Below are 21,639 nucleotides of genomic sequence, written 5' to 3'. Positions count from 1 at the left end.
TAATTATGCTTACAAAATTATATCCTTTTGTGTTGCTCTTTCTTTTTCTAGTATCGGCCCAGGTTACCCAAGCCCAGGAACTGGCCAACGAAGGCACTGCCGGTGGTGGTAGCGTAAGGGGCAAATTAATTGACCAGAATAGCCGACAACCGGTGGGCTACGCCAATATTATTCTGGTAGCGGTAAACGACACCTCGCGTATTTCCGGTGGGGCCATGACCAACGAACAAGGTAATTTTATAATAGACCAGGTACCCATGGGCCGGTTTATTGCCAAAGTTTCGCTGGTGGGTTATGCCTCTAAACGTTTACCGGCCATTGCCATAACCGCCAGTGCGCCCGAAGTAAATTTGGGCACGATAACGTTTGCTACCAGCAGTGCCCGCTTAAGCGAAGTTAAAATAGAAGGCGAACGCCCCACGGTATCGTATGGCCTCGACCGTAAAGTAGTAAATGTAGCCAAAGACCTGACGAGCATTGCGGGCTCGGCCACCGATGTCATGAAAAATGTACCATCGGTAAGTGTAGATGCCGACGGTGGCATTAGCATGCGGGGCAGCAGTAACCTGCGTATTTTAATTGATGGCCGACCGACCGGTATGGTAGCCGATAACCAGGCCCAGATCCTGGAACAAATTCCAGCCAGTTCTATCGAAAGTGTCGAAATTATTACCAATCCTTCGTCGCGGTTCGATGCCGAAGGCGAAGGTGGCATTATTAATATAATCCTCAAAAAAGAAAAGAACCAGGGTTTTAACGGCTTGGCCTCGGTAAACGTGGGCACCAACAACCGCTACAATGCCTCCGTGAGCGGCAATTACCGCTACCGCAAATTTAACGTGTACGGCAGTTATGATTTCCGGAAAGATAACCGCAATGGTTTTGGTAACCAGGAGCGTTATACCTTTTACGAGGGCCGCACTACTTTCCTGGACCAGGACGAAGATGAAACCCGTAATTTTAACAACCATAATGTAAAACTGGGCCTCGATTTTGCACTTACACCCCGGCAAACCCTAAGTGGCTCCGTACAATACCGCAACCGCTTATCGCGAGAAACCGAAATGGTCATTAACCGGCTTTACAGCGGCAACACCAGCCAGAACTTAAATCAGCATTATACCCGCGAAAACCTGGAGCGCGACTTAAGCGATAATATCGACTATACCCTGGGCTATCGCCATACGTTTGCCAAAAAAGGCCGGGAATTAACCGCGGATCTTATTTATTCTACTGCCGCGGGCAATGAAGACCAGGATTTTACCCAAAACTTTGTGGTATCTGACGAATCTAAAGCACCCATTTTTGACCGTAGCCGCACAGATGAAGCCAACTCGCAACTAACTGCCCAGGTAGATTTTACCGAACCCGTTGGCGAAGACGGGCGTTTTGATGCCGGTTACAAAAGCATTATTAGCCAGCGCGACGATGATTACCGGTTTGAAAATTTAAACCTGGCTTCCCAAACCTGGCTGAATAACCCCAATATTTCTAACAATTTTATTTTCGACCAAAACGTACAAGCTTTGTATGCCACCTACGGAAATAAAATAGGCAAAACCAGTTACCAATTGGGCAGCCGCCTGGAGTACACCAAAACCGAAGGTTTTCAGAAAGCCCTGAACGTAACCGCCCCCGATACCAGTTATCTAAATTTTTTCCCGAGTGTATTTATTACCCACGAGATTAATAAAGACAACCAGATGCAGATAAACTACAGCCGGCGCATAAACCGGCCCGGCATGTGGAATTTAAATCCGTTTATTGATTATTCCGACCCGTTAAATCCCCGGGGCGGTAATCCTAATCTGCAACCTGAGTTTTCCAATGCTTTTGAGTTAAGCCAGATTCATTATGGGCAACAAGGTTTTAGTTTAAACACTACTTTGTTTTACCGCAAAACCGAAAACGTTATTCAGCGGTACCGGCAAATTCTGGACAGCATTACTACTTTTAACACCGATATTAACCTGGCTTCGCGGCAGGCTTACGGTTTAGAATTGGTGGCTACCCGCACTTTATTTGGTATCTGGAAACTAAACGGCACCGCCTCGGCCTTCCGGAATATTTTAACCGGTGCTAACGCCGGCACTAATATTAACAACCGGAACTTTAGCTGGACGGCCCGCCTGAACTCTACCGTTTCCTGGAAAGGCTTTGACCTGCAGGTGGCCGCTAATTATCGTTCGCCCATATTACTGCCCCAGGGTACTTTCTCGGCGGTATATTTTACCGAAATGGCGCTAAAAAAAGATGTACTGAAAAAGAAAGGTACTCTGAGTTTCCGGCTGAACGATATATTCAATACCCAGGAATTTAATATTAACCAAGCCGGCGAAGATTTTAAGTCTGATTCTTACCGCAAACGACAATCCCGGATTGCCTTTATTGGCTTCTCGTACCGTTTCGGCGATGCTACCGGCCAGAACAACCGCCAACGCGACCGGCGCAACCAGGAAAACAGCTCTGACGATACCGCTGTACCCGATTTAAATTAAAATTATTATTACTTCCGTTATGCACTTGAAGATATTAACGTTCGGATGCTAAATGGTGCGGGCACGCCTCACTCGTATCTACTTTTTCCAGCCTTTAGCCACTATCTTTCCTTGAAATATTTGTTTATAGCGCCCAGAGGCCTGCGGGAATTTTCACCAGCAAGACGCTGGCGAGAGAATTGGATAAAGTGCGCAAGCATCTCTTTAATAGTGTAAGCCAAAGCTTTAAAAACTACTCCGGAAATAATAAATATTCCGGGGTTGGCCTGAGGTATTCTAAAAAATACCAAACGGCATCACTTGGTATTATCTGGGGTCTTCCCAAACCAGGATTTTGTTTTTTGCCTCCGCAAAGAAATTCCGGCATTTGCCGTCACCGCTCCCGGTTATGCCCCCATCGGGGCTGCAAAGTACGTTACAATTCTGGTCTAATACCAGGCTAGGTATATCGCAGCAGGAAGGTGCAATATAATACACTTTTTTGCCGTAGTAAGTGTATTGCCATATTTCTGCCGGTGGATTCTTTTTTGGCAACGTTTTAAATTCGGCTATTTTTTCTTCGATACAAGTCGGCAGGCCAGCCATAATATCGGTTTCCTTACAACCAGAAAGAACAGCCAAAACAGCGAAACAGAAGATTGCCTTTTTCATAAGTAATTATTAACCAGCCAAGTTTATCGTCTATCTGTAAGATTCCTATTTACCGCATTTAGTTGCATTATCATAAAAAAAGCCCCGCATGTGGCAGGGCTTTGGGCATTCTAAAATATTAATAAATCGTGATGCAGCCATTACGATTGGCTCAGGTAGCCTACCCTGGCGCCGTCTTCGGTTACCAGCACCCCGTTGCTGCCTACAAAAAGGGTATCGAAGTAAGAACTTTGCAACACATAAGGGTAGTTACGACTGGTGGTAGAGGCCATTTTACCTACTACTTCTACCCGGCCATTATCATCCACATGAATCAGGTTTAGTTTTTTAGTCAGATAAAACTGCTCGCCCGGCACGGCCCGGAAAGTTACTTTGCGCAAAATATCCTGCGGGGTAATAACCACCCGCTGTGCCGAGGTTTGCCGAACCGGGGTTTGGGTACGGGTTGGCGCTGCCGCTACTACGGTTTCGTTGGCTTCCGGACGAATATTAGGCCGCACCACAGAACCATTGCTTTTGGCGCTGGCTACAATCTGCTCATTGGCACTTTTCCAGCCTTTGCTGATGGATGCCAACCGGTTACTCCGGCCCGGATGCGTACGCGAACCTGTTTCGTCGGATAACAAATTAATGGCAGCTTGGGCATCGGCTAAGCTGGCGCCCATTTTGCGCAATACAAAACCCGAAAACTCATCGGCTTCCAGTTCATCTTGCGGGTTGCTACCGCTTCTGGATAACGTATGGCCGTTCAGGTGATGGCCTATTTCGTGGGCCAGTATACTTACCGCAGCCCAGTCGGTTTTAACTGCATTGTTAACGGCGGCCACAAATTGGCGGTTATACAAAATATAGCGCTGGCCATTGTAAATAACCGCCGCGGCATTTTCTATATCTGCTTCGCGCACCTCAAACCGGGGTTTAAGGCCAACTACATCAATAATTTCTTTTATAATATCCCGTGCACCCGGCTCGCCGGCAACTGCACTGGGCGCAACAGTTGTTTTATATTTAGCCAGGGAAGCTCCGGTTACGGCAGGCGCCTGCACCAGCGATACCAAAACTACTAACCAAGCTAAACTCTTTTTTAAGACGGTTTTCATAGCTATCTTCCTTCAAATATATTTTCCTGTATAATTCTAATTTTCACTTTGCCAAAACTACCGGATTTATAAAGACCGTAAGTTAATTTGGACTAAACCTAATATAGCAAGTTTGCTGCCAATTTTTGTAAAATAATGCGATCAGGCAGGATTTACCGATGTAAATTTTAACGGTAAATAGTTCAAACAAAGTATAATGCTTTAAATTAATTTTTGGCTTTATGTCAGGTAAAATTAGCTTTTCCAACTTTGCTTAAAACAAAAAACGCAGCCCCTTATTCAGCTGGGAGCTACGTTTAATTATGGGTATTTAATTGGGCAGAGAACCGATTGCGGTACGGCCTACTAAAAAGATCAATCAGGCATTAAGCCAATCTTTAAAGCGCGTTACTTTATCCAGGCTTACAAAAACTTCGTTATTGGGTGCCGGTTGCAACTCTACCTGTAATTTACTTTTGGGGTAAATATGAATATTTTCAATAGAGGATAGCTTTACAATAAACTGCCGGTTAATCCGGAAAAATTGCTTGGGATCTAGTTGCTCCGTCAGCTGATCGAGGCTGAAATCTAAGGGGTATTTTGCTTTTTTGTCGGTAACCAGGCACACAATTCCTTCATCGGCATGAAAATAAGCAACCTCATCAATAGAAATGGTTTTAATTTTCTGGCCCGCTACAATCGAAAACCGGCTGCGGTATTCCGGCTCGCGTTGCCGGATTATCTGGTACAAAGCCTGCATATCTACGGGATTGGGCTCCACGGTTTTTACCCATTGGTTGTACTTCTGCAGGCTGCGTTCCAGCTCTTCCAGGGTTACCGGCTTTAAAAGATAATCTACACTTTTTAGCCGGAAAGCTTTAATGGCATACTCGTCGAAAGCGGTGGTAAAAATAATGGGTGAGTTAACTTGTACCTGGTCGAAAATGCTAAAACTCAGGCCGTCTTCCAGGTGAATATCCAGGAAAATCAAATCCGGGTCCTCATTATCTTTTAGCCAATCCACCGACTCCTCCACCGATTCCAGCTTAGCCAGTACCTTTATGGCCGGATCAATCTTCATAATCATGCTTTCCAACCGAATGGCGGCCAGCTCTTCATCTTCGATAATAATAATATTCATAAGAAAGGGTATTAACAGCCGTTAAGAATGGGGGTTTAACTTAATTTATATCCTTGCCTTTATTTAGGCCAACCAAGGGTTTGCCCATGGGCGGCAGACCAGCCAATTACGGGTCTGGGAGTTATTTTGCTACCTAAAATAAGCACTTAATGTTAGTTTGCGCTCAAGCTTAATGCCGGAAATTATTGCAGCAAGGGAATTTTGGTAACGTACTTGCGCCCTTCCACGCCAAACTGGGTGGGTTTATCGGTAATGTAGCCGTAGCGGTTAGAAATATTACGCAAACCCACCCCCGTAGACGCAATGGTATCGTCGCGCACCTGCAGGTTATTTGTTACACACAGGTAGTTGTCTTCGTTTACCTCAATATCTATTTGCAACGGCGATTTTTTAGAAAGCACATTGTGTTTAATGGCATTCTCGATGAGCAGTTGCAAGGTAAGAGGCGGCAATAACCAGTTCAGGCGGTCGGCCGGCAGGTTAATATTTACTTTTAGCTTATCTTTAAACCGAATATCGACCAGAAAAATATAAGAATAAATAAAATCGAGCTCAGTTTTTAGCGGCACCATGTCATCGGCTTTGTGCTCCAGCACGTACCGGTAAGCTTTAGATAATTGTTCGGTAAATTTTTCGGCCATGCCCGGATCCAGCGAAATAAGCGAGGTAAGCACGTTTAAACTGTTAAATAAAAAATGCGGGTTTACCTGGTTCTTAAGCGAATCGAACTGAGCCTGGGCAATTTCTTTCTGCATTTTTTCGGCTTGCAGGCTGGCCTGGTGAATATTCTTAAAAATATGGAAACTGGTGAGAATACCATAATAAAGCGCCGAAAGCAATACCAGAATAATAAAGTTTAAGCGCATGGCGGTGGCATCGTTCAGCGGACCAGCCAAATCGCCTTTCTGGTAAATTTCGGCCGGAATAAAACCCACCACCACAAATACCAGTACGCTGTAAATTTTAAATAAAACTAAGCCAATCAAGTATTTTTCGGCATTCATCTGCCATTTGGGAAAGTGCCGGTCCAGGAAAGTTATAATCCGGATGTAGCCTTCGTAAAACAGCGTAAACATGACAAAGCCCGTTGCCAAATCGAACAGGAAATGGTCGAGCTGAAAAAAGAACTTACCGTAAAAAAGATAGCCCAACAGGAAAGTCCAGACCAGCGACAGAACCATGGCAGCGCCTAGCTTAAAAGCCAGCATGCGCATGATTATATTGGTTCTTCTGCTGGTTAAATTAACGGCCATAACACAATTCCTATCGGTTTTAACTAAGAATAAAAATACAGATTTTCGGGGAATATATTTGTTTATCCAGAGAAGTTTATGGTTAATTTTAATGAAGGTTAATTATTTGCTTAACAAAACTTTAAAGCAAATTTAAAATTGTTTCACCTTATCTCCCCCTTCATCATTCTGCTGGTTGCCGGAACAAGAGCCGGGGAAGTACACTTAGCCCTTATGCACTTACCCCGTTCCTGAACAAACACTAAACAAACAAACAAACAATTTAATACTTAACCCAAGTTGCCCTTACCAAAATATAGTGGTTTTTAAAAGGACAATAAAACGCCGAAAGAACTTAAACTTTACTTTATGCTTTTTTATGTCTTTCTGTTTTAACCAAGATTAATACAAAACCAATACAGATAAAAACTAAAGTGGCTGAATGCCGCATGCGACTACCTGAATGCCCGAAATAAGGGGTTGAAATTTTCTACAGCGGTTGCGCAAAAGGTAATAACCGGACAGCAGTTGTGGGCCAGCCTAAAAAGTCAGAACCCAAATAACCTAATGGCAGATGAATATGCTTGCTGGCTGATTAAAGATTTTTTTAACCTTATTACCAGATTAACATTGCCGGAAATTTAAGGCGTTGGCTTAAACCGGATAGATACCCGGACGGTTTGGCTTATCTTTTGCCCGGCTTGCTGCGTCGGTTCCCAGGCCGGTCCTTCTTTTACCAGGCGCAAAGCCTCGGCATCGCAGGCTGGGTCCAGGCTTTTAATAATAGTAAAATTTGTACGTTCGCCATTGGGGTTAACGGTAAAACCAACCACTACCCGGCCTTTTACTTTCTTTGTTTTAGCCGCCTCGGGGTATTTTAAATTTTGCTGAATATACTTCCGGAAAGCTCTAAAACCATTTTTGGGTTTGGCGTAAGCGATCGCGCCCGTTACCGCATTTTTGTTCTGCGTACCGTAACCTACTACCACCACTTCCGATAAAGCGTGGGTATTAGCTGCCATCTCTACATTTAAGGCCAGCGGTGCGCCCAGGTTGGTAATCTTTTTTTCGGTGGTGGCATAGCCAATAAAACTAAAAACCAAAGTTGCCTCATTACTACCTGCCGGTAAATGAATAGAATATTCTCCCCGCTCGTTTGTAACCGCCCCAACTGAGGTACCTTGCATTGATACGGTAACGCCCGGCAATGCTTCGCCGGTGTTGTCGCTAACCTTGCCCGTAACTACCCGGGCGGCAATATTGGCGCTACCACGTATGGCCAGTACAGACTCTCCCCTTGCGGCAACTTTAGCTTTATTTACCTGTACCCCTGCTACCCTCCCCGCTAATTTATTTGGCAAGTCCGTAGCTGTTTGGGCTATTGTATCGGGCATAATGGCGGTGGGGGCCTGCGTTACAACCATCTTTTGTTCGGGAATAGCTATTTCAATTGAGTCGATGAGCGGCACCGCCTTTTGGGTTTTTACCGCATTTGTGGTTGGCAACTTTAGGCGGGGCCCCGGAGCGCTTATTGGCTGGGGCGTATGCTGGGCATATTTATTAGCTAAAGAGTCTGGTTTAAACGCAAGTTCCTTTTTTTCTAAAGTAGAGGATGGTGCTGGTTTAATTACCGGGTTAGTACCGGGCAATGCGTTGGTAGGAGCACTACCCAGCTTTTGGTTAACCGGCGTAATATTCTGCAAATTATAATAAACTACTGCCGCCCCGGCCAATATAAATAAGACCAAGGCCGCCGCCACACCCCAGTTTTTGGTTTGCGCGTAGAACGGCACTACTTTTCTTTTATGAGCCAGGGTCGTGGCCAACCGGCGGTTTATATCCTGTACAGCGCGTTGGGTAACCGGTTCCGGCGAAGCGGCTAAGCCATCTAAAACATCGGCACACATTTGGCAGTCGAGTAAGTGCTTTTCTACCCGGTGCTGTTCCGTTGCCGGCAAAGCACCGGCCTGGTACCGGCGTAGCCGCTCCAGCGACACGTGGCCATCGGTTGAGTCGGTATAGAATCTATCGGTCTGCATGGTGCCTTTCCAGGTAAATTTTAAGGTTACGCCGGCCGTTCTGGATGTAGCTGCGCACTTTGTTCAGGTCGTAACCGGTTATTTCCGAGATTTCTTTATAGCATTTTTGCTGTAGGTAAAACAAATCTACGCATTGGCGTTGCTCTGCCGGAATTTGCGCCAAGCCTTTTTCCAGTAAAGCTAAGTCTCCGGCTGGAGTGTCTTCCTCAGCCAGATGCAGCGGCCAGTTATTTTGCATACTTAGTTCGGCGGCATCTACCCAATTTTTTTTCTTTTCGTAGGCTTTACGGCTCCGCAACTGCATTAAACAATGGTTTTTAGCGGTAACGTGCAGCCAGCTTTTAAAATTATTTACTTCGTGTTTTTGCAAACTTACCGTCAGGTTTTCAAAAATCTGCATAGCGGCATCTTTGCTGTCTTCTTCGTCTTGCAAATATTTATAGCAAACCAGGTACACCATTTCTGTGTAGCGCTGGAACAAAACCCCAATAAAATCCAGATTGCCGGTTTCCCGGTACTGCTGCAGCAGCACCTGGTCATCGTCAGGTTCGGGTTTATTTCGGGAAAACAGTTTCAGGAACATACCGGCAGAAAATCGCCTTAAAAAACAAAATTTCTTTTAAATAAAAATTTATTTCTTTTTATGTAATTCCAACAAAGGCTGCATCGTGGGTTAAAAAAATATACCACTATGCAAAAAATAATATTCACCCTTGCCCTTTCATTAGCTGTGCTGGGATTCAGAAATTCCGCCGAAGGAAGAATTATTACTGGCTCTGTTACCGATGGATTTTCGGGTAAAAGCCTGCCCGGCGTACAAATACATGTTAAAGGAACTGCATTAGGTTCTACTACTGATAATAATGGCCAATACGCAATTGATTTATCAACTGATAAAAAAATATTGGTCTTTAGTTTTATTGGCTACACCACCCAGGAAATAACGGTTAAAGACCGAACGTTTATCGATGTTAAGTTACAACCCGATAGTAAAGCTTTAAATGAAGTGGTGGTAATAGGCTATGGAACCCAGAAAAAAATAGCTATTACGGGAAATACCGCCGGCGTAAACTTGAGTCGTACGACACCCACCCGGATGGCACCGGATTATTTCGGTGCCGTTTATAACGCCGAAGATTATAACGCTAATCAGGAAAATATTTTTCTGGAAGCCCGTAAAAACCCGCTTTCTACCTTTTCGATTGATGTAGATGCCGCTTCTTACAGCAATGTGCGGCGTTTTTTGCGCAATGGCCAGGCCCCACCCCAAGATGCCGTACGGGTAGAAGAAATGATCAACTATTTTAAATACGATTATCCGCAACCAGCAGGTTCTGATCCGGTATCGATTACCTCCGAAATGGCCCTGTGCCCCTGGAACCCGACGCACCAACTCCTGCAGATTGGTTTGCAGGGCAAAAATATTCCAACTCACAATTTGCCGCCGGCCAATCTGGTATTTTTAATAGATGTATCGGGCTCGATGATGGGGCCAGACCGGTTAGATTTGGTAAAAGCCGGTTTTAAGTTATTAATAGCGCAACTACGGGCGCAGGACCAGGTGGCAATTGTGGTGTACGCCGGTGCGGCCGGTATGGTGTTACCCCCAACGGCCGGGTCAGAAAAAGAGCGCATTACACAGGCCCTGGATGGTTTGCAAGCCGGCGGCTCTACGGCGGGTGGTGCCGGTATTTTGCTGGCTTACAATATTGCCCAGGAAAATTTTAAAAAAGAAGGCAATAACCGGGTTATACTGGCCACCGATGGCGACTTTAACGTGGGAGTATCGAGCAATGCCGAGCTGGAAAGGTTAATCCAAGAAAAGCGCGAAACCGGAATTTTTCTGACGGTACTGGGCTTTGGCATAGGCAATTTAAAAGATGGTCGCATGGAACAGCTCGCCGACAAAGGCAACGGCAATTACGCTTACATTGATACCATACTGGAAGCCAAAAAAGTGTTTGTAAACGAATTTGGCGGTACCCTGTTTACCATTGCCAAAGACGTAAAACTACAACTGGAATTTAACCCGGCCCAGGTAAAAGCCTACCGGCTGGTTGGTTACGAAAACCGGGCTTTAAAAAACGAAGATTTTAATAACGATAAAAAAGATGCCGGCGACCTGGGCTCCGGCCATACGGTTACGGCTCTTTACGAAATAATTCCGGCCAAAGCGGCCGCCTCCCGAAAAAATCAACCTACCGTAGACGAGCTAAAATACCAGCAAAGCCACCTGAATGCGGCTGCCAATTCCCGCGAAGTACTTACTTTAAAGTTACGCTACAAAGAACCCGCCGATCAGCAAAGTAAATTGCTGCAAAAAGTTATTCTGGATAATCAAACCAGCCTAACTAAAACTTCGGATGATTTTAGGTTTGCGGCGGCTGTGGCCCAATTGGGTTTATTGCTCCGCGATTCGGAGTTTAAAGCCCAGGCCAGCTATCAAAACGTACTGGAACTGGCCCAGCAGGCCCGCGGCCGCGACGAAGACGGTTACCGCATCGAATTTATTAACCTGGTAAAATCGGCCGAAATATTACAGGTCTCAGCGCAAAATAACAAACCCCGACGCAAAGATTAGCCCCACCACGCAGTATTGCGCAGATACCTTACATTCATCTTTTTTGCTTCTAGCAACATGAAAAATACATTTTCTTTACAGATTCCGAAGCCCTGCGCCGCCGATTGGGACCAAATGGCCGCTACTGCACAAGGGCGTTTTTGCGCGGCTTGCCAAACCACCATTCTGGACTTTACCAAAATGGATGATACCGCTATAAAAAACTTCTTCCAAAATTACCCGGGTAAGGTTTGCGGCCGGTTTGGGGCACACCAGTTAAAAGAATATACCTTACCCGTACAGCGGAAGCCATTTTTTACCTTCTTGTCAGTTTTGGGCTTAACGGCGTTTATCGCACCGGTAGCAGGTTTAAGTAAATCGCCAGCAATGGTTACACCAGCCAATGTAATTACTGTAATACAAGAGCCAATTGCCAAACAGCCGCAATCAGAAGGGGCAGAAAATAGGTATACCGTTACCGGAAAAATAACCGATGGCAAGGACAACCAGCCGTTGCCGGGCGTATCAATAATAATAAAAGGCACTAACCTGGGCACTATTTCGCAACCCAATGGCCGCTTTACGTTACAAATTGACCAGCCCGTAGGTAAGGTAACTTTGGTTTTTAGTTTTATTGGCTATACAACCATAGAAAAAATAATAGATTTTAAAAATACATCGGCCATAGACGTAGCGGCTATAAATTTAACCTTAGATGCCGCCATGCTCGGCGAAGTAGTTTATGTTGGCCAGGTTAAAAGCGGCTGGTATAAACCCCAAAATATTTGGTGGCGGGTAAAAGGCTTGTGGCAGCGGTAATTCTTATTAACTAACCCTATTTAGAATGAAACCTAAAAATGAGATAAAAGCATAAATATGCCTGTCTGGTGAAAACACCATAGCTGTCAGGCTAAGGAATATTTTAGAAGAATTAAAGGCTGCTTGCGCTAGTTTATAACTGGGAGAGCTTATAAAAGGAAGTTTTGGACAGCCGGCCAGTTGAAAACTGGTCATTATCAATAGGCACAAGTTACGCTTCGCTAAACTTGCGCCAGCTCTGAAGTGATTAAAAAAATCAGCAACGGCCGCTGTTTACCTTATCCTTAAAATTCTAAACAGGATCTTATTTAAAGTAATATGCAATATTTGTAAAATATTAAACATCAACCATATACACCTAAATATTTATGCTTTTAAAAATCTGATTAATTTGCTTCTGGGTAGCCTTTGCTTTTGTTTAAGAGTAAGTTTAAGTTTTAAATGGAAATTTGTTTCGCGCCGATTGTTCAGAATAAGGGCATAAACTGAATATTTCCGGAAATTTAATTAGCTTAACTGCTTAATTGGCTCTGCATGGAATACCTAATACTTATCTTGCTACTGCTGTCGTTGCTTTTAATCCTGAATAAACTGCGCGACAGAACCCAGGAGATGCACGTCCGCTTTAACCAGTTAAACCAGGAACTCGAAAGCATCCGGGCCGCGTTGGTGGCCCTGCAAAAGCAAGAGACACCGCCCGCTAAAACCACCCAGCCCACGCCGGAGGCACGCCCCGCATCTTCATCGCCGTTGGCTGCGCCCCGGCCGCAACCAGCCAAACCGGTTTTTACCGAAGAAAAGATCTTAGCCGATTGGGCTACGCAAGCCAAAGTAACAGAAAAAGAAACTGCCTATATAGCTGAACCAATAGCGCCCGCCACTCAACCGGTGCTTCCGCCACTTGTTCCCGCCGAACCCCAACTAAGCTTCTTCCAACGGTTTCTGCAACAAAACCCCGACCTTGAAAAATTTATTGGCGAAAACCTGATTAACAAAATCGGGATTGCGATTCTGGTGCTGGGCATTGGCTACTTTGTAAAATTTGCCATTGATAAAGATTGGATTAACGAGATTGGCCGGGTGTTTATCGGTATTCTGGCCGGAGGCTTGTTAATTGGGTTGGCACACCGGTTACGGCATCTACCGGCATTTAGCTCGGTGCTGGTGGGCGGCGGCCTGGCCGTGCTTTATTTTACCATTGCCATTGCTTTTCATGAGTACAGCTTGTTTAGCCAAACCGCCGCTTTTTTAATTATGGTGGTTATTACTGGCTTTTCTATCTTGTTGTCGGTGTCGTATAACCGGGTAGAACTGGCAGTAATTTCGTTGGTGGGTGGCTTTGCTACGCCGTTTATGCTGAGTACCGGGGCCGGCAATTACCTGGTTTTGTTTATTTACGTGCTGATTTTAAACGTAGGCATGCTGGTACTGGCTTACCTCAAAGGCTGGCGCATTATAAACTGGGTGGCCTACTTATTTACGGTGGTGCTGTACGGCGGCTGGCTATCTACCAGGGTGCTGGGCGTAAAAGAGGCCCCTTACCTGGGCGCTTTGGTTTTTGCCTCCTTGTTTTACCTGGTCTTTTTCCTGATGAATATTGTTAATAATTTAAAAGAAAAAGCCCGCTTTTCGGCCCCGGATATTACCATCTTACTCAGTAACACGTTTTTTTATTATACCGCCGGTATGCTGGTACTGGCCCAACTGCAGGGAGGTTTGTACCGCGGCTTGTTTACGGTGGCCATTGCGGTATTTAACTTTGGGTTTGCCTTTGCCTTGTTCCGCAGCCAAAAAGCCGACCGGAACTTGATTTACCTGCTTATTGGTTTAGTTATTACGTTTATCAGCCTGGCCGTACCCATTCAACTCGAAGGAAATTACATTACCATGTTCTGGGCTTTGGAGGCGGTGTTGCTCCTGTGGCTTAGCCAGAAAACCGGTTTACGGTTGGTCGCCTTTGGGTCGGTGGTGGTTATGGCCCTCATGCTGGTAAGTCTGGGCTGGGACTGGATAGCCGTTTACCTGAATTACCAGCCCCAAGCCCCTAAATTAGCGATACTCCTGAACAAAGGTTTTATTACCAGCCTTTTGGCAATTATGAGCCTGGTAGCCACTTTGCGCCTGCTGCAAGCCCAAACCGAACCCATCCAAATCCGGAAATTCCAAATTCAGATTCCGGGCTACAGGCGTACTTTAACCTTGGTATTAACCGGGGTGCTGTACCTGGCGTTGCTTTTAGAATTAAATTACCAATTAAATATTTATGTACCCTCGCCAGACAGCCGCATCATTATTACGGGCACTTATAATCTAGCCTTTATAGTGGGTTTGTTTTTGCTGGCGCGGTACCAACGGCAGCCGGTGCACCTGGGTTTAATTTTATTTATCGGCTTCCTGGGCATTGCGGCTTACCTTACTTATTACAGTGGGGCGGTAACCAACTTGCTTAAGGCCCACTTGCTGTACAGCACACCGGGCTTTGTAGGTTTTTACGTACACTACCTAAGCACCATTTTGGTAACACTTTTGCTATTCCTGATTTACCGCCACCGGCAGGTGCTGGCTAGTTTTCTACCCAAAGCTCCCGGCTTGCTGCTCTGGCTGCTTTCGTTTGCCATGGTGTATACCGCTAGCGCCGAACTACTGTACCATGTACTTTACTTTAAATTAACGGCCACTGCCCCCGGACAAACGGCGGCCATTGCGGTTTTTGAGCGTTTGGTGCGGCAAACAAATAAAATTGGCTTTCCTATTTTATGGGGCATTTGTGCGTTTGCGCTCATGTACCTGGGCTTACAAAAGAAAAACAAAACTTTACGCATAATTTCGCTCTCGTTGTTTGCCTTAACCTTGCTCAAATTATTTATTTACGACATCCGGGGAATTTCGGAAGGCGGCAAAATAGCGGCTTTTATCTCGTTGGGTGTGCTGCTCCTGGTTATTTCTTTTATGTACCAGAATATAAAAAGAATAATTCTGGCCGATGAAGCAGCGCCGTCGGTTACTCCCGAAAAAGAATAAAAATGGGTAAATATATTTTTTTTCTGCTGATTTTTCTGGGTAGGATTCCTGGGGCCACCGGGCAAAATTTCCGGTACGAGGCCCCTTTGCCCCCGGTTACGCAAGAAAACTTTTACAAAATTGCCATTACGCCACCCGTAGCAGCTCAGCTAAAACCAGACTTTTCTGATATCCGGCTTTTTAATGCGCAAAAGCAAGAGATGCCTTACCTGCTCCAACGCGAGCAACCCGTGCAAATCCGTAAGTTATTCCGGGAGTACGAAATTGTGCAGAAAACCCTGATTCCGGGCGGTAATACCACGTTAATATTGCGTAACCCAATCCGGAGTAAAATAGATAATATCCGTTTACTTATAAAAAACACCAACGTCCGGAAAAAAGCCCACCTCAGTGGCAGCAACGATGCGCAAAACTGGTACGGCATCGAAAATAATTACGATTTGCACACCCTTAACAGCAAAGCCGCTACCGCCGAAATTAACCTGTTAAATTTTCCGTTAAGCGATTACGAATATTACCAACTTGTTATTAACGACTCCACAAGTGCACCCCTGAATATTTTATCAGTAGGTTATTACGATACCTTTGCCGAAAACGGCAAGTACACGGCCCTGCCCCAGATCAATTTTACCCAAACCGATAGCAGCACCCTGAAACAAACCTTTATTTACTTTCCGGAGAAAAAACCGGTACACGCCGACAAGTTAACTTTTACAATAACCGGCCCCACGTATTACCACCGGCAAGCTACGCTGTACAGCGCGCAATACAGAAAAAAGAAACGCCGACGTAAAGCAGAGAAAACGTACGAACCGGTAGTCAGCTTTATGCTCCAGTCAGATAAAGAAAACACGGTGCTGCTAAGTAATTTTAAGTCTGATGATTTTTACCTGGTTATTCACAACCAGGACAATCCGCCGTTGCAAATAAAGCAGGTGGCTTTATACTTCCTGAACACGTATATAGTGGCTTCGCTGCAAAAAGAGCAAACGTACCGCTTACAGTTTGGCAATGCAGAAATGCCGATGCCCAGCTATGATTTAACGTATTTTAAAGATAACCTGCCCGCTGAACTTCCGGTTATTTCGCCGGTAAATATTAAAGCCATGCCTACACCTAGCCAACCGGCTCCGACTACCATTTTCACAAATAAAAATATTATTTGGGTAGCCATTGTACTGGTTATTGGCTTTTTAAGCTTTATGACTTACCGCATGATGCAGGAAACAGGCAAAGAAAAAGTTTAAGGTAATCAGAACAAATCCGCTGTATTAGGGAATTCTCTTATTAAAAAAATCCCAGCTGTTTGTAGTCTTCCGCAGGATTACTGCAAACTTTAAATTAAAACAGGTAGTCTCCAACTTAACACTGCCTGCAAATAAGCAACAACTACCCCCGTTTACCACCAGCATAGTCTATAGCACTGGCGCCATATAATGCACTGGTACCGAGTTCCTCCAATTTCATATAATGTTTTAAGTATCCTTCCGGAAACCCCAAACATCCAGACCTAAAATTCTACTGGAAAATATAAATAAGGAATTACTTGGCTATGGAATAATTTATTTCCACATTGATAATGAACCTAATACAATAACTTATAAGAACTTTATTATTACAGAATACCTAATTCAGGTGTAATAAAACCCGAAGCGTTATTTTAAATTAGCCAAAGTTCTGTGCTAAGCTATTATTAAGTTTACTGGTGATACATAAATAGAAATAATTGTAAGAACAGACATTAAATCAAAAGTAATGAAACGGGTTTTGCTATTTCTACTGTTCTTTGGCACTTCCCTGAAAGGCATTTCTCAGAGAGAAGCTACTAACTGGTATTTTGGCAAAAAAGCCGGATTTAATTTTAGTAATGCCAGCCCAGTTATGCTTAACAACAGCCCAATGGAGTCTGAATTTGCCTGCGCTACAATTTCAGATAAAACCACGGGTGAATTGTTATTTTATATGAATGGAGAAAATGTATGGAATCGACAACACCGAATAATGCCCAATGGAACCGGAATTATCCCGGGTAAACATCACCTTGTTAATATTGGCCACAATTATCTGTCTCAAGGTGCATTAATTGTTCCAGACCCCGGCAATTCTAATTGGTATTACTTGTTTACCCTTGATTTAGCTATGCCTTTGGCAAGTCTACCGGGCAATTTAACCGGGGCCATTACCGGACTTTATTACTCCGTTGTTGATATGCATTTAGATAACAATAATGGGGATATTATACCGTCAGGAAAAAATATTTTTGTCGCTGATGGATTGATTGAAAAACTGACGGCTGTTCCTCATACAAATGGGCGTGATTTTTGGATTATTACGCACGAATGGGCAAATAATGTTTTTCAGGTACGCCTGCTTACCAGTAATGGATTGGCTGAACCAAAACGTATAGCCATAGGCCCTCCAACCCCTTTTAACTTACCGGATACGGTTGGTTTAATTAATAATGGCCGGTTTGCAGGACATGAAGAATCAGCCGGAATTTTAAAAGCGTCACCCAATGGTAAGAAACTAGCTTGTTCTTCTGCAGGTAAAGGCCATGTAAGTCTGTTTGATTTTGATGCTTCTACGGGTAATATCTCTAACCAAATTGATTTAGGGAGTTTTATTGATGCTTATGCGTTATCTTTTTCTCCTGACAACACTAAATTATATATTGATAACTATAATTTAACACCTGATAAAAAAAGCAGAAATTTAATTAGTCAGTATGATTTAGAGTCTGGTGATACCAATGCTATTATAGCTTCGGGAAAAAGCATTATTTACGGGAACCCGAATACTAATATAAATATTACCCCTGAACACGCCGGCAGCTGGTTTTATGCATTGCAAATTGGTTTAGATGGCCGGATTTATGGTAATAACGGCTACGAACAATCTGGAAAACCTAATACTAATCACAACTATAATATGTTCGTGATTAATAAGCCAAATGCTTTGGGCTTTGCCAGCGATATACAATATAAACCTTTTGATTTTATTGCTGAGCAATCAAACGGAGGATTACCAAACTTTATGCAGAGTTACTTTAATGGTTTGGAGCCTAGAGATGATGATGGAATAGTATGTAGCCCAGATAGCGCAATTACTATTTTCCCAAACCCAACGAAGAACATCTTTAAAATTAACGTTAATTCAGTTTGCTTTCAAGTAAAAACAATCAGTATTGTAAACAGTATTGGTCAGAAAGTAGCTTCTCTGCCAATTGAAGAAGGCACGGGAGAAATAGACATGAGCAAGTTGGCTGCGGGCTTGTATTTGCTACAAATAGCAAATACAACAAAACAAATCATAAAGAAAGTAATAAAAATAAAGTAAAGAAGTGCATTCTAAAGCTGTTGCCCCCTTTTGACGCAAGTTTCCCCTGTTGTTTGTAATCTTCCGCAAAAGGACGGCAAACTTTTCATAAAAAGCAAAGTCTCCGACTTACTAGGCTTTACCCAAACACTTTACTTTTCTTTCATTCCCTCCAGAAAGCAATGGCGGCAGCGGGCTTCGTACGTGTCGGTTTCGCCGAGCAATATTTTTTGCGCCGAAGCCGCTTTCCGGAAAGAGTAAGAAGCAATATCGCCGCAGTTCATGCACACGGCGTGTACTTTGGTTACGTATTCGGCTACGGCCATAAGGGCCGGCATGGGCCCGAACGGTTTAGCCTGGTAATCGAGGTCGAGGCCGGCCACAATAACGCGGGCGCCGGTATTGGCTAAAGTCATGCAAACATCTACCAAGCCATCGTCGAAAAACTGGGCTTCGTCTATACCAACCACATCGCAGCCGCTGGCCAGCAGCAACATGTCGCTGGCAAACTGAATGGGTGTAGACCGGATAGCATTGGCATTGTGCGACACCACATCTTGGTCGTGGTAACGGGTGTCTACCGCGGGTTTAAAAATTTCTACCCGTTGTTTGGCCAGTTTAGCCCGGTTTAACCGCCGGATTAACTCCTCGGTTTTGCCCGAAAACATAGAACCGCAGATTACTTCTATCCAGCCGCGACCCGATGCATAATTTTTATTTCCTACCCGTGGTTCAATAAACACGCTGTTATCTTTTTATTCTTAAACTTTATTTGCGGCCGGTTTACGCCTCTTTTATATTCCTGCTCCGTGGCAAACCAACTTTTTGGAATGGGCTTTTCTTAAATTTAAAAGCTTCCATTCTATTAAATATTTATCTATCTCGCTTAGCTGTATTTATCCCAAATTAACTCTAAGGCTCTGCCACTAATCAGCCTAAACCATAAACTTGAAAATATACAATTTTTACCCAGAATAAACCTGATGCGGAAACTTAGTTTCTTCCGGTACTTGGCCAATGGCGGGCCCGGCTAAGGTACACTGGCAGGTAAGCCTTTCGTTTTCCCGCAATCGTCCTTGTGCCCGGTAGCGCTGTTCCGGAGCGGTTAAATCGCCAAATTCCTGTATTCCGGCTAAAACTATAATCCGACAGGTGGTGCAACGGCCTTTACCGCCACAGGCGTGCATCCAATCTATACCGGCTGCGCCTATGGCAGCTAATATTTTTTGGCCGGGTTCTACTAAAACCTCTTTCTGAAATAGGTTTTGCAGTATTAGTTTAAACATATTTTACTACCTTTACGAAGAGATATATAGGTAATGGAACACAAATATAATCAATTAAACCTGGAGCGGTACAGTACCTCTCTCGCTAAACTTTTGTGCGACCGCTGTTTTGCCGGTTCTCCCAGCGTTAATGGCCAGCAAATCATTGGTTTTACGCCGGTTAAGCAAGTAAACCTTTTTATCATAAAAGAGCTTTTGCTGCGCTGGAACCAGGAAATGGCCAATCTTAAAAGCCCTTACTTTGATTTTGAAAATGACGAGGTAAAAGAGGCACTGGTGCAATTTATGAATGTGTTGTCGCGGAAAATATTAATTAAGCGTCCGCATTTTGAGCCTTTGCTGGCTAAAGCCATTGCCGATACTTTTAAGTGGGTGTTAGACCCGGTAACGGCTTTCGAGGAAAAGTTTTTGCCCTTGCCCGATGCTATTACGGCGGCCAAGTTGCAAAGTAACCTTAAATATATTAGCCTGAACAAAGATTTGATAAAGGATTTTCTGGATAATCTGGGTTCCGGCAATTTAAATTATCACACGATTTTACACGAATTCAGGTCTTACCTGGCGGCACATAAGCAACAGTTAGTTCCGGTAACCGAGGTAATAGCTGAGTTTAATAATTTATTGCCTTTACAGGCCGAGGACCTATTAAACCGCCCGGCTACAGCTACAGCGCCCGCACCGGTACCAGCACCGCCAACTTACAAGCCTGCAGCCCCGGTAGCGCCCACTCCCAGTCCAATAAGCCAGCCAACCAGTGTTTCCGAGCCCATTGCCCCGGCTGTAACTCCGGAAAACCGGTTAAACGAAAAGTTCCGGACCGACAATAAACCAACTTTAAACGAACGCCTGGCTAAACCAGCTCCTATACTGGCCCATAACCAAATGGCAACCAAGATTGAGTCCTTAAAAGATTCTATTTCTATTAATCAGCGGTTTGGGTTTATTAACGAATTATTTAACGGCGAAAACCTACAGTATTACAATGCCATTAAAACTTTGGATGAGTTTAAAGATGCTGAAACCGCTAAAAATTTCGTACTCCAGGATTTGGCTCCCCGCTACGATTGGAGCAAAAAAGAAGACCACGTAAACAAATTATTGCGGTTAATAGAACGCAAGTTTGCCTGAGAAAAGTTGTAAGTTTTACGTTATAAGTCGTAAGTAAAAGCTTTTGGGTTGCTCATCACAACTTAAAACTTTTTACTTACGACTTATTACTTTTTACGATCGGGTTAAATCCTGTTTACGGTGGGTATCGAGGGCCAGCAGTATAAATAGCAAAATGGTAAACGACCACAGCGACGAACCGCCGTAGCTAAAGAAAGGCAACGGAATACCTACTACCGGTGCCAAGCCAATGGTCATGCCAATATTTACCAGAAAGTGGAAGAAGATAATAGATGCCACACAATAACCGTACGAACGACCAAAAACGGTTTTCTGGCGTTCCGAAATAAATATTATCCGCGACAGCAAAGCCATAAACAACCCGATTAAAAGTAAACTCCCAATCCAGCCGTGTTCTTCGCCAATGGTACAAAAGATAAAGTCGGTGCTTTGCTCCGGTACAAAATCGAACTTGGTTTGGGTGCCGTCCAGAAAACCTTTGCCGTACAAACCACCCGAGCCAATCGCAATTTTAGATTGCGTTACATTCCACCCAAAACCCAACGGATCGGCCTCCGGATTAATTAAAGCTTTAATGCGGTTTTGCTGGTGGGCCTGCAGAATATTATTCACAAAAAAATCGACGCTAAAAATCATTGCTACAATGGCCAGGTAAATAGGCACAATGGTGGTAAGACGCCGCAAAAGCCGCTGATTTAACCAAATAACCAAAGAGAATAAGACCGTAATAGTACCTACAATTATTAGTTTGGGTACCAGCAACGTAATAATAAAAATACCTACGGCAATGGTACCAACAATCAAAATCAGCGGCGACATACTTTCTCGGAAAAAAGCCAGCAAAAAAGCCGCAAACACCAACGCCGACCC

Annotated in this window: 16 protein-coding genes; 7 read left to right on the top strand and 9 right to left on the bottom strand. The window is 44.2% G+C overall.

All coding sequences use genetic code 11. The annotated features are described in order from the left end of the window. Window positions 1–5: 5 nt before the first annotated feature. Window positions 6–2,498, top strand: a complete 2,493-nt coding sequence (locus ACO1R6_RS20735) for a TonB-dependent receptor (protein WP_486267022.1) — start codon at window positions 6–8, stop codon at window positions 2,496–2,498. A 306-nt stretch (window positions 2,499–2,804) separates the two neighbouring features. Here ACO1R6_RS20735 and ACO1R6_RS20730 read toward each other — a convergent pair whose 3' ends face one another. From ACO1R6_RS20730 to ACO1R6_RS20705, 6 genes are all read right to left on the bottom strand, one after another. Then, entirely contained in the window at window positions 2,805–3,149 is a 345-nt protein-coding gene (locus tag ACO1R6_RS20730) for a DUF6970 domain-containing protein (protein ID WP_486267021.1), read from the bottom strand. Between the two features lie 140 nt (window positions 3,150–3,289). Continuing rightward, window positions 3,290–4,249: a M48 family metalloprotease gene (locus tag ACO1R6_RS20725; protein WP_486267020.1), complete on the bottom strand. Its 960-nt coding sequence runs from the start codon at window positions 4,247–4,249 to the stop codon at window positions 3,290–3,292. Between the two features lie 358 nt (window positions 4,250–4,607). Then, on the bottom strand, window positions 4,608–5,369 hold the full coding sequence (locus tag ACO1R6_RS20720; protein ID WP_486267019.1) for a LytR/AlgR family response regulator transcription factor: 762 nt from the start codon (window positions 5,367–5,369) through the stop codon (window positions 4,608–4,610). A gap of 182 nt (window positions 5,370–5,551) precedes the next feature. Continuing rightward, the gene (locus ACO1R6_RS20715) at window positions 5,552–6,622 is read right to left on the bottom strand and encodes a sensor histidine kinase (protein WP_486267018.1); all 1,071 of its coding nucleotides are present in this window, start codon (window positions 6,620–6,622) and stop codon (window positions 5,552–5,554) included. Between the two features lie 620 nt (window positions 6,623–7,242). After that, complete coding sequence (locus ACO1R6_RS20710) at window positions 7,243–8,640, bottom strand: TonB family protein (RefSeq protein WP_486267017.1); 1,398 nt, start codon at window positions 8,638–8,640, stop codon at window positions 7,243–7,245. Continuing rightward, window positions 8,627–9,223 (bottom strand): RNA polymerase sigma factor, encoded by a 597-nt coding sequence (locus tag ACO1R6_RS20705; protein ID WP_486267016.1) that lies wholly within the window; start codon window positions 9,221–9,223, stop codon window positions 8,627–8,629. The genes ACO1R6_RS20710 and ACO1R6_RS20705 overlap by 14 nt, the downstream gene beginning before the upstream one ends. A 108-nt stretch (window positions 9,224–9,331) precedes the next feature. Between ACO1R6_RS20705 and ACO1R6_RS20700 the strand changes: the two genes are divergently transcribed. The 5 genes from ACO1R6_RS20700 to ACO1R6_RS20680 all read left to right on the top strand — a co-directional run bounded on the left by ACO1R6_RS20700 (window position 9,332) and on the right by ACO1R6_RS20680 (window position 18,376). Next, complete coding sequence (locus ACO1R6_RS20700; protein WP_486267015.1) at window positions 9,332–11,221, top strand: vWA domain-containing protein; 1,890 nt, start codon at window positions 9,332–9,334, stop codon at window positions 11,219–11,221. A gap of 57 nt (window positions 11,222–11,278) precedes the next feature. Further along, window positions 11,279–12,019 (top strand): carboxypeptidase-like regulatory domain-containing protein, encoded by a 741-nt coding sequence (locus tag ACO1R6_RS20695; protein ID WP_486267014.1) that lies wholly within the window; start codon window positions 11,279–11,281, stop codon window positions 12,017–12,019. Between the two features lie 534 nt (window positions 12,020–12,553). Beyond that, the gene (locus ACO1R6_RS20690; RefSeq protein ID WP_486267013.1) at window positions 12,554–15,040 is read left to right on the top strand and encodes a DUF2339 domain-containing protein; all 2,487 of its coding nucleotides are present in this window, start codon (window positions 12,554–12,556) and stop codon (window positions 15,038–15,040) included. Between the two features lie 2 nt (window positions 15,041–15,042). After that, window positions 15,043–16,287 carry a hypothetical protein gene (locus ACO1R6_RS20685; protein ID WP_486267012.1) on the top strand — a complete coding sequence of 415 codons (1,245 nt, stop codon included), beginning with the start codon at window positions 15,043–15,045 and terminating at the stop codon, window positions 16,285–16,287. Between the two features lie 508 nt (window positions 16,288–16,795). Continuing rightward, complete coding sequence (locus tag ACO1R6_RS20680) at window positions 16,796–18,376, top strand: T9SS type A sorting domain-containing protein (protein WP_486267011.1); 1,581 nt, start codon at window positions 16,796–16,798, stop codon at window positions 18,374–18,376. A gap of 131 nt (window positions 18,377–18,507) precedes the next feature. Here ACO1R6_RS20680 and ACO1R6_RS20675 read toward each other — a convergent pair whose 3' ends face one another. Together ACO1R6_RS20675 and ACO1R6_RS20670 are read right to left on the bottom strand one after the other, a co-directional pair. Beyond that, window positions 18,508–19,098 carry a thymidine kinase gene (locus tag ACO1R6_RS20675; RefSeq protein ID WP_486267010.1) on the bottom strand — a complete coding sequence of 197 codons (591 nt, stop codon included), beginning with the start codon at window positions 19,096–19,098 and terminating at the stop codon, window positions 18,508–18,510. 222 nt (window positions 19,099–19,320) lie between these two features. Then, window positions 19,321–19,641 (bottom strand): 2Fe-2S iron-sulfur cluster-binding protein, encoded by a 321-nt coding sequence (locus ACO1R6_RS20670; protein WP_486267009.1) that lies wholly within the window; start codon window positions 19,639–19,641, stop codon window positions 19,321–19,323. Between the two features lie 33 nt (window positions 19,642–19,674). On the opposite strand from ACO1R6_RS20670, the gene ACO1R6_RS20665 reads away from it, so the two are divergent. After that, window positions 19,675–20,769: a hypothetical protein gene (locus ACO1R6_RS20665; protein WP_486267008.1), complete on the top strand. Its 1,095-nt coding sequence runs from the start codon at window positions 19,675–19,677 to the stop codon at window positions 20,767–20,769. A 93-nt stretch (window positions 20,770–20,862) separates the two neighbouring features. Here the strand turns inward: ACO1R6_RS20665 and rodA are convergent. Further along, window positions 20,863–21,639, bottom strand: a 777-nt coding sequence (gene rodA, locus ACO1R6_RS20660) for a rod shape-determining protein RodA (RefSeq protein ID WP_486267007.1), incomplete at its 5' end; no start/stop codon positions are given.

The organism is Adhaeribacter sp. (assembly GCF_057359045.1).
Note: the sequence above shows the minus strand (reverse complement) of the source record. Positions and strands in the feature narration are given on the sequence as shown.